Annotated in this window: 10 protein-coding genes; 5 read left to right on the forward strand and 5 right to left on the reverse strand. The window is 64.8% G+C overall.

Annotated features, from left to right (window positions below):
• Positions 1–5: 5 nt before the first annotated feature.
• Positions 6–1,880 (reverse strand): MFS transporter, encoded by a 1,875-nt coding sequence (locus NP552_RS20635; RefSeq protein WP_043860015.1) that lies wholly within the window; start codon positions 1,878–1,880, stop codon positions 6–8.
• A 168-nt stretch (positions 1,881–2,048) separates the two neighbouring features.
• Positions 2,049–3,191 carry a TDT family transporter gene (locus NP552_RS20640; protein ID WP_058541019.1) on the reverse strand — a complete coding sequence of 381 codons (1,143 nt, stop codon included), beginning with the start codon at positions 3,189–3,191 and terminating at the stop codon, positions 2,049–2,051.
• Positions 3,192–3,365: 174 nt separating this feature from the next.
• Between NP552_RS20640 and NP552_RS20645 the strand changes: the two genes are divergently transcribed.
• A complete protein-coding gene (locus NP552_RS20645) occupies positions 3,366–4,544 on the forward strand; it encodes an MFS transporter (RefSeq protein ID WP_043860013.1) in 1,179 nt (392 codons plus the stop codon).
• Positions 4,545–4,602: 58 nt separating this feature from the next.
• On the opposite strand, the gene NP552_RS20650 is transcribed toward NP552_RS20645, so the two are convergent.
• On the reverse strand, positions 4,603–5,796 hold the full coding sequence (locus tag NP552_RS20650; RefSeq protein ID WP_274097097.1) for an MFS transporter: 1,194 nt from the start codon (positions 5,794–5,796) through the stop codon (positions 4,603–4,605).
• 90 nt (positions 5,797–5,886) lie between these two features.
• Between NP552_RS20650 and NP552_RS20655 the strand changes: the two genes are divergently transcribed.
• Positions 5,887–6,432 (forward strand): TetR/AcrR family transcriptional regulator, encoded by a 546-nt coding sequence (locus NP552_RS20655; protein ID WP_054914679.1) that lies wholly within the window; start codon positions 5,887–5,889, stop codon positions 6,430–6,432.
• A 111-nt stretch (positions 6,433–6,543) separates the two neighbouring features.
• On the forward strand, positions 6,544–10,020 hold the full coding sequence (locus NP552_RS20660; protein WP_043860010.1) for a PAS domain-containing hybrid sensor histidine kinase/response regulator: 3,477 nt from the start codon (positions 6,544–6,546) through the stop codon (positions 10,018–10,020).
• Here the strand turns inward: NP552_RS20660 and rmuC are convergent.
• The gene (gene rmuC / locus NP552_RS20665; RefSeq protein WP_162484864.1) at positions 9,992–11,377 is read right to left on the reverse strand and encodes a DNA recombination protein RmuC; all 1,386 of its coding nucleotides are present in this window, start codon (positions 11,375–11,377) and stop codon (positions 9,992–9,994) included. The two genes, NP552_RS20660 and rmuC, sit on opposite strands and share 29 nt — an antisense overlap.
• A 175-nt stretch (positions 11,378–11,552) precedes the next feature.
• On the reverse strand, positions 11,553–11,978 hold the full coding sequence (locus NP552_RS20670) for a tetratricopeptide repeat protein (protein WP_078479791.1): 426 nt from the start codon (positions 11,976–11,978) through the stop codon (positions 11,553–11,555).
• Positions 11,979–12,935: 957 nt separating this feature from the next.
• Here NP552_RS20670 and NP552_RS20675 point away from each other — a divergent pair.
• Both NP552_RS20675 and NP552_RS20680 read left to right on the forward strand, forming a co-directional pair.
• Positions 12,936–13,160, forward strand: a complete 225-nt coding sequence (locus tag NP552_RS20675; RefSeq protein ID WP_043862639.1) for a hypothetical protein — start codon at positions 12,936–12,938, stop codon at positions 13,158–13,160.
• Between the two features lie 335 nt (positions 13,161–13,495).
• On the forward strand, positions 13,496–13,978 hold the full coding sequence (locus tag NP552_RS20680) for a hypothetical protein (RefSeq protein ID WP_054914682.1): 483 nt from the start codon (positions 13,496–13,498) through the stop codon (positions 13,976–13,978).
• The last annotated feature ends 132 nt before the right edge of the window (positions 13,979–14,110 follow it).

Consider the following 14,110-nt stretch of genomic DNA (forward strand, 5'->3'; position numbering starts at 1 on the left):
CGCGCCTAGCGCCAGGTGCCGCGTAGTTCGCTGACCCGCTCGCGCAACAGCGCCGGTTGCGCCGTTTCCACCGGTACGGCGCTACCGGCCACCAGGGTCACCCGCGACCACAGGCGCCGGAAAAACCCCTTGGCCGGGTCACGGCTGAAGAAACTCCCCCACAGGCCTTGCAGCGCCAACGGAATCACCGGCACCGGGGTGCGCTCCAGAATCAGGCTCAATCCGCCTTTGAATGCATCGATCTCGCCATCGGAGGTCAGCTTGCCTTCCGGGAAGATGCACACCAGCTCACCGTCAGCCAGGTAGGCGGCAATTTTCTCGAACGCACGCTCGTAGGTCGGCAGGTCTTCGTTGCGCCCGGCAATCGGGATCGCCCCCGCAGTACGGAAGATGAAATTGAGCACCGGCAGGCGGTAGATCTTGTAGTACATGACAAAGCGGATCGGCCGGCGCACGGCCCCGGCAATCAGCAGCGCATCGACGAACGACACGTGGTTGCACACCAGCAGCGCCGCGCCTTCATCCGGGATCTTGTCCAGGTCGCGGTGTTCGACGCGGTACATGGAATGGCTGAGCAGCCAGATCATGAAGCGCATGCTGAACTCGGGCACGATGCGGAAGATGTAGGTGTTGACTGCGATGTTGAGCAGCGACACCACCAGAAACAGCTGCGGGATACTCAGCTTGGCCAGCCCCAGCAACAGCATGGTGACCACGGCCGAGACCACCATGAACAGTGCATTGAGGATGTTGTTGGCCGCGATCACCCGGGCACGCTCGTCTTCGGGGGTGCGCGACTGGATCAGCGCGTACAGCGGCACGATGTAGAAACCGCCGAAAACACCCAGGCCCATGATCGACAGCAGGATCCACCAGGCCTTGCTCATGCCCAGCAGGGCGAGCCAGTCATACGGCGCGCCGGCGGCCGGGATATCCCCCGAATGCCACCACCACAGCAGGCCGAACACCGTCAGGCCGAACGATCCGAACGGCACCAGGCCGATCTCCACCTTGCGCCCGCTGAGGCGCTCGCACAGCAGCGACCCCACCGCGATGCCCACCGAGAACAGCGTGAGAATCAGCGTGACCACGGTTTCGTCGCCGTGCATCCACTCCTGGGCATAGGCCGGGATCTGCGTGAGGTAGATGGCACCGACAAACCAGAACCACGAGTTGCCCACGATCGAGCGCGATACCGCCGGGGTCTGTTTCAGGCCCATGCGCAGGGTCGCGACGGTCTGGCTGAAGATGTTCCATTGCAGCTTGAGTTGCGGCGACGAGGCCGCGGCACGGGGGATTGCGCGGCTGGCGAGGTAGCCCAGCACCGCCACCAGCACCACCGCGCTGGCCACGATGGGCGCGTAGTGGGTGCTGGACATCATCACCCCGGCGCCGATGGTGCCGGCCAGGATCGCCAGGAAGGTACCCATCTCCACCAGGCCGTTGCCGCCCACCAGCTCCTCTTCGCGCAGGGCCTGGGGCAGGATCGAGTACTTGACCGGGCCGAACAGTGCCGAATGGGTCCCCATGGCGAACAGCGCCACCAGCATCATCCACAGGTGGTTATAGAGAAAGCCCGCGGCGCCCACGCCCATGATGACGATCTCGGCCAGCTTGATGGTGCGGATCAGCGCATCCTTGGCGAACTTTTCGCCGAACTGGCCGGCCAGGGCCGAGAACAGGAAGAACGGCAGGATGAACAGCAGCGCGCAGAGGTTGACCAGCATCGTGCCGTCGCCGCCCAGGCTGAGCTTGTAGAGAATGGCCAGGATCAGCGATTGCTTGAACAGGTTGTCGTTGAACGCCCCCAGCGACTGGGTGACGAAAAACGGCAGAAAGCGCCGTTTTTGCAGCAGGGCAAACTGTGAGGGGTGACTCATCGTCCAGGGTCCTGAGTGGGGCTTTGTTATTGGAGGAAGCCAGCCCGCAAAAAGCCACAGATGCACGGGTAAATGCAAGCCACCGCATGAACCGCTTCGCCGACAAGGCCTTCTAGCGCCAGCAAAACCCTGCCGGAGCCGGCCTTGCCGGCGAAACTGCCACCATCGTCACTTGCCCGTGCACCCCGCAATGCACGGCGACACGAACAGCTCGCCACGCCAGGCCCCCGCCAGGGTACGGCTGGCCACCACCAGCCACAGCCCTGCCAGCGCCACCACCAGCACGTGGCCCATCACCGTGAAGAACCCCAACTGCAGCCACGCCGCCAGCTTCAACGTGGCCAGGGCATACACCCCCAGCGGAAAGGTGAAGCCCCACCAGCCCAGGTTGAACGGCATGCCATCGCGCAGATGGCGCAGCGTGATCAACACGGCAGTGAGCAACCACCACAGCCCCGCACCCCACAGCACGATACCGGCCACCAGCCCCAGCCCGCGGGCAATCTCTCCCAGGCTGCCCAGGCCATTGGCAGCGAAGATCGCCGGTGCATCACTGCCCAGCAACATCATGCCCAGGGCACCGGTGCCGATCGGCCCGAGTGCCAGCCAGCTCGAAGCGGCCATGCTCGCCTGGGGCAGCTTGTGCAGCGCCATGCGCAGGGTGAGGATGGTCAGGATGCTGAACGCCACCGGCAACGACACCGCCCACAGCACATAGCTGGTGATCAGTACCTGGAACTGGCGATGGACGTCCGTCAGGTGCGGGGCCAGCAGGCCGCCGCTGGCCGCCGCCACTTCGGCCGCTACCACCGGCAGCAGCCATACCGCGGTCATCTGGTCGATGCTGTGCTCCTGGCGGGTGAACATCAGGTAAGGGATCGCCACCCCGCACAGCAGCGCCAGGGCCACGTCCAGCCACCACAACGCCTCGACCCACGGCAGCACCCCCGTGCCCCAGCGCTCGACCCCGAATACCAGCGCCCCATTGAGAATGGTCGCCAGGCCCATGGGGATGGTGCCAAAGAACATCGAGACCGTGGAATGCGCGAAAATCCGCCGCGCCTCATCGAAGAACATCACCCAGCGCGCGGTGTAGAGCACGCTGAACAGCACGAACAGGCCAATGGTCAGCAGCCACAGCGCCTCGGCCATACCCGACAACCCCGGCACCGCCTGCCGCAGCGCCAGCGCCAGCACGCCGGTGCCCATGGTCGCGGCGAACCAGTTGGGGGTGAACTGTCGGATCACCTCGCGCGGGTGAGCCAGGCGGCTCAGCGGGCGCAAGGGGTGGGCTATCTTGGTGCAGGTCATGGTATCGGTCTCCTGTCCTCCGGTGAGGTGAAATCGATGTTACAACCCTATGGAATATCGATATAACGGGTAATTTCTCTAACTGTTATCTGTTTTACCTATATATAAGCCGTTCGCGAGCCTTTCAAGGCTGACGTATGCTGGCGGCTGACCTCACCGGACAAGGACGTGAACATGCTCGAAAGCCTGCGGGGCTATGGCGCCGAGGTTCGCCTGCTGCTGTGCACCACCTTCGTGCTGACCCTGGCGCGGGCCATCACCCTGCCGTACCTGGTGGTGTACCTGTCGGAGCACTTCGCCCTGGGCATCAGCGCCATCGGCCTGATGATCGGCGGTGCACTGATCGTCGGCTCGCTGCTGAGCCTGTACGGCGGCTACCTGATCGACACCCTGCGCAGCTACACGGTGATCGTGTTCTCCACCCTGGCCTTCGCCCTGGCGTTCTTCGTGGCCGTGGCCAGCCGGCAACTGGGGATGCTGTTTGCCTGCCTGGTGGTGATCAACCTCACCCTGGCAGTGGTGGACATCGCCGCTAAGGCCGGCTTCTGCGCGCTGTTGCCAGTGCAGGCACGCGGCGAGGTGTTCTCGATCAAATACACCCTGAGCAACGTCGCCTATGCCGTCGGGCCTTTTGTGGGGGTGGCGCTGGTGCTGCTGGATGACCGGCTGCCGTTCGTGCTGTCGGCATTGCTGGGGCTGGGCATGTGCCTGAGCTATCAACGCCGGGGCGAGCGTGCGGCCCGCGCCGGGCTCGGCGGGCCGACGCTGGGCCTGCTGGCGGTCGGCAGGCACCTGCTCGGCGATCGGCGCCTGGTGTACTTCACCCTGGGCGGCGCGCTCAGTGCGGTGGTGTTCGGCCAGTTCACGGCCTACCTGTCGCAGTACCTGGTGACCACCACATCGGCCATCCAGGCCAACCAGACCGTCAGCTACCTGGTGGCGACCAACGCCATCACGGTGATCGCCCTGCAATACGCCATCGGCCGGCGCATCGGCAGTCGCCAGCTGATGCCCTGGCTGCTGGCCGGGATGCTGCTGTTCGTGATCGGGTTGCTGGGGTTCTCGCTGGCGCAGACATTGTGGGTGTGGTGCCTGGCGATGCTGGTGTTCACATTGGGCGAGATCATCGTGATCCCGGCCGAATACATGTTCATCGACAGCATTGCCCCGGAGCACCTGCGCGGGGTGTATTACGGCGCACAGAACCTGTCCAACCTGGGGGCGGCGCTGGGGCCGGTGCTGTGCGGGTTTGCGCTGGCACACCTGATGCCGACGGCCATGTTCTACCTGATGATGCTGTCGGTGGGGCTGGCGGGGCTGTTCTATTGCCTGGGGGCACGGCGCCAGGCCTGAAGGCCGGCGCCGACAAAGATCCACGCTGCTCTTGCCGGAAAACGCACCACCACCGAGATCAGATAGATCGCGCTCCGCGCATCGCCGGCAGGTTCAACACCCCCGCCACCGCGCACAACCCGACCAGCACCAGCGCATACACCTCGCTGGTGGCCACCAGCCCGAACTGGCGCACCATCAACCCGGCCGCCAGCGCGGGCACACAGAACGCCAGGTAGCTCAGCACGTAGAACGTGGCCATCAACCCCGCCCGTTCATGGGCCTCGGCCAGTGGCAGGGTGCTGCGCAACGCACCCAGAAACCCCGCACCAAAGCCGCTGCCCGCCACCAGCGTGGCGGCGAAGAACAGCACCAGGCTGGCGTTGTACAGCGCCAGCAGAATCAGCCCCACCCCGCCGGCCAGCAGCCCGGTGCCCAGCGCCAGCACCTGCTGTGCCGGGCGCAGGCGCAGCCGATAGATCGCCAGCGCACCACTGAGGGTCAGGGTCGCCACCAGCGCGCCACCGATCAGGCTGGAGCCCAGGCCGCTCACCTCCCGCACCAGCGACGGCCCCAGTGAGAGGAAGAACCCGCCAAGCGCCCACACCGCAATGTTCACCGGCAGCATGCGCCACACCGCGCCACGCGCCTGGGGCGGCACCAGCAGGCTCGGACGCAGGGCGCCCAGCGCGCCCGGCTGGCGGCTGACGCTCTCCGGCAAACGCCACACCAGCAGCGCCAGCACCACGAACAGCGCCAGCAACACCCCATACACAAGGCGCAGCGGCCACGGCGCGAACTCCACCAGCACGCTGGTGCCCAGCGCCCCGCAGGCCATGCCCAGCAGCGGCGCCAGGCTGTTGACCAACGGCCCCTGTTCGCGGTCGGTATCGAGCAACGCGGCGCCCAGCACACTGGTGGCCATGCCGGTGGCAAAGCCTTGCAGCAACCGCGCCGCAAGCAGCCAGGGCACCGACTCGGCCTGGATGAACAGCAGCATCGCCACGCTCTCGAGCAGCAACGCCACGAAGATCACCGGCCGGCGCCCCAGGTAATCGGACAGCGACCCCACCGTCAGCAACGCCGCCAGCAGGCTCAAGGCATACACCGCAAACACCAGGGTCAGGGTTGCCGGCGAAAACTGCCACGCATGCTGATACAGCTGGTACAACGGCGTCGGCGCACTCGAAGCCGCCAGAAACCCGAGCAGCGCGACGGCCAGGTACACCAGCCGCAAACGCGCCGACGCCGGACGGCTGAACAATCCGATCATGTGCCTTCTCCACTAAAGCTAACCGTTAGCTTTTGTGCAGTCTGCGCGCCCTGAATCCTTAACGCAAACCCTTTGTGTTAAGGTCGCGCCATGGCGATCAAAGAAGGTATTCGCACGGGCGGTCGCAGCGCCCGTGTCCAGCAATCGGTGCACAGCGCCGTGCGGGCCCTGCTCCAGGAGCAGGACCGCGCGAGCCTGACCGTGCCCATGGTGGCCGCACGTGCCGGCGTCACCCCCTCGACCATCTACCGGCGCTGGGGTGAACTGGCGGCGCTGCTGGCCGACGTGGCGGTGGAGCGCCTGCACCCCGACAGTGAACCCCTCGACACCGGCACCTTGCGCGGCGACCTGCTGGCCTGGGCCGAGCAGTATCTGGACGAGATGAGCTCCGAGCCCGGCCGACACATGATGCGCGACGTGCTCAGCAGCGCCTGCCCCGGCTACTGCACCACCCTGCTGCGCGGCCAGTTGCAGACCTTGCTGGACCGCGCGCAGCAGCGTGGCGAAGCCGGCCCCGGGGTGGAACGGCTGCTCGACCTGCTGGTGGCTCCCACGGTGTTTCGCATTCTGTTCGCCGAAGCGCCCCCGCGCCTGCAGCAGTTGCATGAACTGGTCGAACTGGCCCTGCGCGACTGAGCACTGCGACGCTCTGCCACTGCGACCTTCGTCGGCGCTGACGAAGTGAGAACGGCGTGCCAGACTGATTGATCGTGGTTGGCCGTTACCGTTTTTTCGTTCGGAGTTTTCATGTCGCTGTCCAGCGGGCTGATCGCCCTGGTCGCCCTGGCCTATATGGCCATCATGTTCGCCATCGCCTTCTACGGCGACCGGCGCAGCACCCCGCTGCCGCCACGCCTGCGCGCGTGGGTGTACAGCCTGTCGCTGGCGGTGTACTGCACCAGCTGGACCTTCTTCGGCGCGGTCGGCCAGGCCGCCGAACAACTCTGGGCCTTTCTGCCCATCTACCTGGGGCCGGTACTGCTGATGCTGTTTGCACCCTGGGTGCTGCAGAAGATGGTGCTGATCAGCAAGCAGGAGAACATCACCTCCATCGCCGACTTCATTGCGGCGCGCTACGGCAAGTCCCAGACCCTGGCGGTGGTGGTAGCGCTGATCTGCCTGGTGGGCGTGCTGCCGTACATCGCCTTGCAGCTCAAGGGCATCGTGCTGGGGGTCAACCTGCTGATCGGTGCCGGGGCCGATGCCACCGGCAGCCGCGTGCAGGACACCGCGCTGGTGGTGTCGCTGGTGCTGGCGCTGTTCAGCATCGTGTTCGGTACCCGCAGCCTGGATGTGACCGAGCACCACCGCGGCATGGTGCTGGCCATCGCCTTCGAATCGCTGGTCAAGCTGCTGGCGTTTCTCGCCGTGGGCGCGTTCATCACCTTCAGTCTGTATGACGGCTTCGACGACCTGTTCAGCCAGGCCCGCCTGGCGCCCGCCCTTGACGGCTACTGGCAGGAAACCATCAACTGGCCGTCGATGATCGTGCAGACCGGCGTGGCGATGATGGCGATCATCTGCCTGCCGCGCCAGTTCCATGTCACCGTGGTGGAGAACATCGAACCGCAGGACATGCGCCTGGCACGCTGGGTGTTTCCGGCCTACCTGATCCTCGCCGCGCTGTTCGTGGTGCCGATTGCCCTGGCCGGGCAGATGCTGCTGCCCAACTCGGTGCTGCCGGACTCGTTCGTGATCAGCCTGCCGCTGGCCGAAGCACACCCGGCGCTGGCCTTGCTGGCCTTCATCGGCGGCGCCTCGGCCGCCACCGGCATGGTCATCGTCGAGGCCGTGGCGCTGTCGACCATGGTCTCCAACGACATGCTGCTGCCCTGGCTGCTGCGGCGCAACAACGCCGAGCGCCCGTTCGAGGTGTTCCGCCACTGGATGCTCACGGTACGCCGGGTGACCATCGTGGTGATCCTGCTGCTGGCCTACGTCAGCTACCGCCTGCTGGGCTCCACCGCCAGCCTGGCCACCATCGGCCAGGTCGCCTTTGCCGCCGTCACCCAACTGGCCCCGGCCATGCTCGGTGCGCTGTACTGGAAGCAGGCCAACCGCCGCGGCGTGTTCGCCGGCCTGGCCACCGGCACCTTCCTGTGGTTCTACACCCTGGTACTGCCGATTGCCGCCCACAGCGTGGGCTGGTCGCTGGAGCTGTTCCCGGGCCTGGCCTGGCTGCACGGCAACCCGCTCAACCTGCCGATCACTCCGCTGACCCAGGGCGTGGTGCTGTCGCTGGCAGGCAACTTCACGGTGTTCGCCTGGGTTTCGATCCTGTCGCGCACGCGGGTATCGGAGCACTGGCAGGCCGGGCGCTTCATTGGCCAGGAAACCAGCGCGCGGCCCAGCAGCCGTTCGCTGCTGGCGGTACAGATCGACGACCTGCTGCACCTGGCCGCGCGCTTCGTCGGCGAAGAGCGTGCGCGCCAGAGCTTCATCCGCTTCGCCTATCGCCAGGGCAAGGGCTTCAACCCCAACCAGAACGCCGACGGCGAATGGATCGAGCACACCGAGCGCCTGCTGTCCGGCGTGCTCGGCACCTCCTCGACCCGCGCCGTGGTCAAGGCGGCAATCGAAGGCCGCGACATGCAGCTGGAGGACGTGGTACGCATCGCCGACGAAGCTTCCGAGGTGCTGCAGTTCAACCGCGCCCTGCTGCAAGGGGCCATCGAGAACATCAGCCAGGGCATCAGCGTGGTCGACCAGTCGCTGCGCCTGGTGGCCTGGAACCGTCGCTACCTGGAACTGTTCAACTACCCCGACGGGCTGATCAGTGTCGGCCGGCCGATTGCCGACATCATCCGCTACAACGCCGAACGCGGCCTGTGCGGCCCGGGCGAGGCCCAGGTGCATGTGGCGCGGCGCCTGCACTGGATGCGTCAGGGGCGCGCGCACACCTCCGAGCGGCTGTTCCCCAACGGCCGGGTGATCGAGCTGATCGGCAACCCCATGCCCGGCGGCGGGTTCGTGATGAGCTTTACCGACATCACCCCCTTCCGCGAGGCCGAGCAGGCCCTCAAGGACGCCAACGAAGGCCTGGAGCAGCGCGTGGCCGAGCGAACCCACGAGCTGTCGCAACTGAACCTGGCGCTGACCGAGGCCAAGAGCCATGCCGAAGCCGCCAACAAGTCCAAGACCCGCTTCCTGGCGGCCGTGAGCCACGACCTGATGCAGCCGCTGAACGCCGCACGGCTGTTCTCCGCCGCGTTGTCGCACCAGGAAGAGGGCCTGTCGGGCGACGCCCAGCAACTGGTGCAGCACATGGACAGCGCCCTGCGTTCGGCCGAAGAGCTGATCAGCGACCTGCTGGACATCTCGCGCCTGGAGAACGGCAAGATCAACCCGGACGCCAAGCCGTTCGCCCTCAGCGAACTGTTCGACGCCCTGGGTGCCGAGTTCAAGGTACTGGCCCAGCAGCAGGGCCTGGATTTTCGCGTGCGTGGCAGCAAGCTGCGGGTGCACAGCGACGTCAAGCTGCTGCGGCGTATCCTGCAGAACTTCCTCACCAACGCCTTCCGCTATGGCAAGAGCCCGATCCTGCTGGGCGTGCGCCGCGCCGGGGACCGCCTGTGGCTGGAAGTGTGGGACCGCGGCCCGGGCATTGCCGACGACAAGCTTCAGGTGATCTTCGAGGAATTCAAGCGCCTGGACAGCCACCAGACCCGCGCCGAAAAAGGCCTGGGCCTGGGCCTGGCGATCGCCGACGGCCTGTGCAAGGTGCTCGGCCACCCGCTGGAGGTACGCTCATCGCCCGGCAAGGGCAGCGTGTTCCGCGTCAGCGTACCGCTGGCCAGCGCCGCGAGCCCGGCCCAGGCCAAGCCAGCCGAACAGGCCGGCCAGCCGCTGGCGGGGTTGCAGGTGCTGTGCGTGGACAACGAAGACAGCATCCTGATCGGCATGAACAGCCTGCTCAGCCGCTGGGGCTGCCTGGTGTCGACGGCGCGCAACCGCGAGGAATGCGCCGCCCTGCTCGACAAGGGCCTGCGCCCGCATCTGGCGCTGGTGGACTACCACCTGGACAACGGCGAAATCGGTACCGAACTGATGGCCTGGCTACGCACGCGCCTGGGCGAGCCGGTGCCGGGGGTGGTGATCAGTGCCGACGGCCACGGCGAGACCGTGGCGCGGGTACATGCCGCCGGCCTCGACTACCTGAGCAAGCCGGTCAAGCCGGCGGCCCTGCGCGCCCTGCTCAATCGTCATCTGAGCCTGGTGCAGTAAGGCCTTCGGCAAGGTTGTCGGTGCCGCCCATGGCGCGTTCCAGCAGGTCGGCCGGCAGGCTCTTGCTGGCCCGCGCGCCGAGCAGCTTGAGCTGCTCGCTGCGACTGATCAGGTTGCCGCGCCCCTCGCAGAGCTTGTTGCGCGCCGCGGCATAGGCCTTGTCGACCTGTTGCAGGCGGTTGCCCAGCTCGTCCAGGTCCTGGATGAACAACACGAACTTGTCGTACAGCCAGCCGGCGCGCTCGGCGATCTCGCGGGCGTTCTGGCTCTGGCGCTCCTGTTTCCACAGGCTGTCGATGACCCGCAGGGTGGCGAGCAACGTGGTCGGGCTGACGATCACGATCTGGCGGTCGAAGGCCTCCTGGAACAGGTTGGGCTCGGCCTGCAGCGCCGCCGAAAACGCCGCCTCGATGGGCACGAACAACAGCACGAAATCCAGGCTGTGCAGGCCCTCGAGGCGGTTGTAGTCCTTGCCCGAGAGGCCTTTGACATGGTTGCGCAGCGACAGCACATGCTGCTTGAGCGCAGCCTGGGCCACGTCGGTTTCACTGGCGTTTACATATTGCTGGTAAGCCGTGAGGCTGACCTTGGAGTCGACCACCACCTGCTTGTCGCCGGGCAGCATGATCAGCACGTCGGGCTGGAAACGCTCGCCATCGGCGCTCTTGAGGCTGACCTGGGTCTGGTATTCGCGGCCCTTTTCGAGCCCCGCATGTTCCAGCACCCGCTCCAGAATCAACTCGCCCCAGTTGCCCTGGGTCTTCTGCCCCTTGAGTGCCTGGGTCAGGTTGGTGGCCTCGTCGCTCAAGCGCTGGTTCAACTGCTGCAGGCGCTCGAGTTCCTTGCCCAGCGAAAAGCGCTCGCGGGCTTCCTGCTGGTAGCTTTCCTCGACGCGCTTCTCGAACGACTGGATACGCTCCTTGAGCGGGTCGAGCAGTTGCCCCAGGTGCTGCTGGCTGGTCTGGGCGAAACGCTGCTCGCGCTCGTCGAAAATCTTCGTCGCCATTTCGGCAAACTGTGCACGCAGCTCGTCGCGCGAGCCCTGCAGATCGTTCAGGCGCTGCTGGTGGCTGTCCTGCTGCTCGCGCAGTTCGGCGGCAAGGCCGGCGCAGCGCGCTTCGAGGCGGCGCAGCTCGGCTTCACGGGCGTTGCGTTCAAGGTTCCAGGCATGGGCGGCATCGCGTGCGTTGTCGCGCTCGATCTGCAGCAACTCCAGCTCGCGGCCCTGAGCGGCCAGGCTGGCCTGCTTGGCGGCATTGGCCTGGCCCAGGTCGCTGATTTCGTCACGGCTGGCGTCGAGTTGCGCGCTCAGGCCCTCTTGGGCCAGCAGCGCACTGCTCAGGCGCTCCTCGGCCAGTGCGGCGGCGGCCTGCCTGTCAGCCAGCTGACGTTGCAGACGCACCAGCACCACCACAGCGGGCAAAGCCGCCACCACCATTCCCAGCACGATGCTGGTCAGATCCATTGCAGCCATAGACAGCATGCTCACCCCCAGGGAAATCCCCCAGAGCTTAACAGCCCCGGGCGGTCGATCAGTGGCTCGTGAGTTGCCCGAGCAGCCGCACGGCTTCTTTGGAGCCCTGCGCGGCAGCTTGTTCCAGCCAGTAACGTGCCTGCTCCGGCTCGTTGACCTGGGGCTGGGTGCACAGACGGCCGTATTCGAGCTGTGCCCTGCGGTCACCGGCCCGGGCAGCCTGGCGCAGCAGCTCGTGGCCGATGCGCCGGTCACGGGCGTTGCCGCAATCGCGGCACAGCATCTGCCCCAGCCGGCTCTGCGCCACCACCACACCCTGGCGTGCCGGTTGCTTGAGCAGGCGCCCGGCGAAGTGCTTGACGTTGGGGTTGTCGCCCAGGCGCGGGCTGTCGAGCAGCCACAGGGCCACCTTCAACGAAAAACGTCGGGGCTCGGCAACGGGGGGTTGGGCAGTGGGGCTTGGGGTTTTGCTGCGAAACTTCATAAAAAACGGCGAAGGCAACTCGAGAGGCGCGCCACTCTACCGGATTTTCTCGTGCATGGCCCGAGGGAATTCGAGGCTTTTTTTCCTTCAGGCGATGTTTTTTTTTGACACGTCAGTAGACATTTCGCGCGAGCCGAAATGCGCCGCGAAAATTGTCAGACACTTCCTGCATTGCTGGCACCCGCGTCCTAGAGCAGACCCGCATGACAATCCACAGAAGCTGTGGATAACTCGGTGGACAACCCCCTCCTACACCCCGCAAACCCCGGTAGAATGGGGCCCGCGCTCAAACTGACGATTTTTTCACCAGCTAAAAAAAGTGTTTTTTTTCATTGACTTGTACTTTCGAACTGGTCATCGCCAGGGCCCTGCCGCGGTGTAGCGCCACATTGACAAGAGGTGTTACAGGTGTGGACAGGTGCCCCAAAGCGAGGCACGGGATTGCACGAAAATGCTCCGCACGCGCGGTGGTGCCTCCTGGGGCCCTCTTCACAGAACAGCCTGAAATCGAGATAATGGCCGGCTTGGCGCACGAAAAGCACAAAGGGTTGCCACAACCTGGAAACTGCTGTAGTGTTACCAGCGTTAGTACCAAGCTGAAACTCAATTCTGGCCAAAGCAGTCCTTGCAGCGTCCTGATCCGACAACGGAACAGCACCTGTTGAAACCAGGACCGGCCCACTTGATGACTCCCAGGTAACCATTACCTACTCTTGGCGAGTCACCCTGCAGATTGAACAGGATCTTCACACAGCGGCGCAGAACCTTAGCCCTGACGTGTTGCCTGTCTTCCTAGTACCTACCAGTCAGCCCTGGCGCCACCTAATCAATGCGCTTACCTCTGGCTGCCCTGTTCCAGTCAGGTTCTTCGCTCTAGCCCTAAAGCTTTGCGTTACTGGAACGTTTTATATGAACACGGCTCTTATGCTGTGTCTTTTGCAGGAACATCTAATAACTATGAATACATCCATCCATACTCAGGCTGCCATTCGCACCCTTAGCCAGGCATTTGCCCCGTTGAACTGCATGATCCATGCGGCGCGCAAGGGCAGCTTCAGCTTTACCCTGGTCAATGAACACGGCATTGCTCGTCACAGCGAGCGTCTGTATCCGGAGCAGTACGAGAGTGCTGAGCCGCTGCAAGCGGTGATTGACCGGACTCGCCAGGCACTGGTTGCCTGATGGTCGTCTGAGACGCAAGAAGCCCTGCCGATTGGCGGGGCTTTTTTATGCCTGAAATTCAGTGACCGCCGCGCTCGACCTGCACTCTGCAAGGCCCGGATTCATTGGCCAAACCCCAACCACCGAAAGCGCTTTAACCCCCACGGCCTAATACCCAAGCGTCATATGGGTTATGCCAAGCCACCACAATCGATTTAAAAACAGTCCTTTACAGCATAGATATGACACTACACTTCAACTCAAGCGGCCTTGCCCGCTTCCGGCGGGCCTGACCCCGACCCACCTGCTGCCAAGCACCAGCGTCCCGCCGGCCATTTACGAAGTTCGAGGGCATTATGGCTATCGCCGCGAGCGAGTTGAGTGAATTCGTCATCCGCCCCACCCTGTTGTACCTGGGCCGCTACTGCCCCAGCGCCGAAGCCCTGCTGCTGGGCATTGCAGCCAGCCAGTCGGGCATGGGTTCGGCCCTGCACGACCGTCGTGGCCACGGCCTGTACCGCATCGGCGAACTGCGCCACCAATCGATCTGGGACCAGTTCCTGGCCCACGACCCCGAACTGGCCAGCCTGGTCCGCGGCCTCGCCAGCCAGCACGCGTTCCTCAGCGGCCCGCACCTGGAACTGACCGTCAACCTGCGCTACGCCACCGCCATCGCCTGGATGCTGGTCGAAGAAAAGGCGCTGCCGCTACCAGAATCCGACGACCTGCTAGGTCTCGCAAGAATCTGGCGTCAAACATTCCAGCCCCACGCCCGTTTACGCGACTTCACCCAGGCCTGGCAGGCATGCGTCGGCAAACCGGCACTCCAGGCCTGCTGAGAACCATTTTCAAACAACCGGATAAAATCAGCGAATCTGGTCGGATTGTCCTACAAAAACGCGGTATCTCCTGATTTAGAGCCTATAGCGCACGTCCAAAATTATTGATACTTTGCGCTCCGGTGATCCCAT

The sequence above is a fragment of the Pseudomonas sp. 8209 genome (genome assembly GCF_028682105.1).
Taxonomy (GTDB): Bacteria; Pseudomonadota; Gammaproteobacteria; order Pseudomonadales; family Pseudomonadaceae; genus Aquipseudomonas; species Aquipseudomonas palmensis.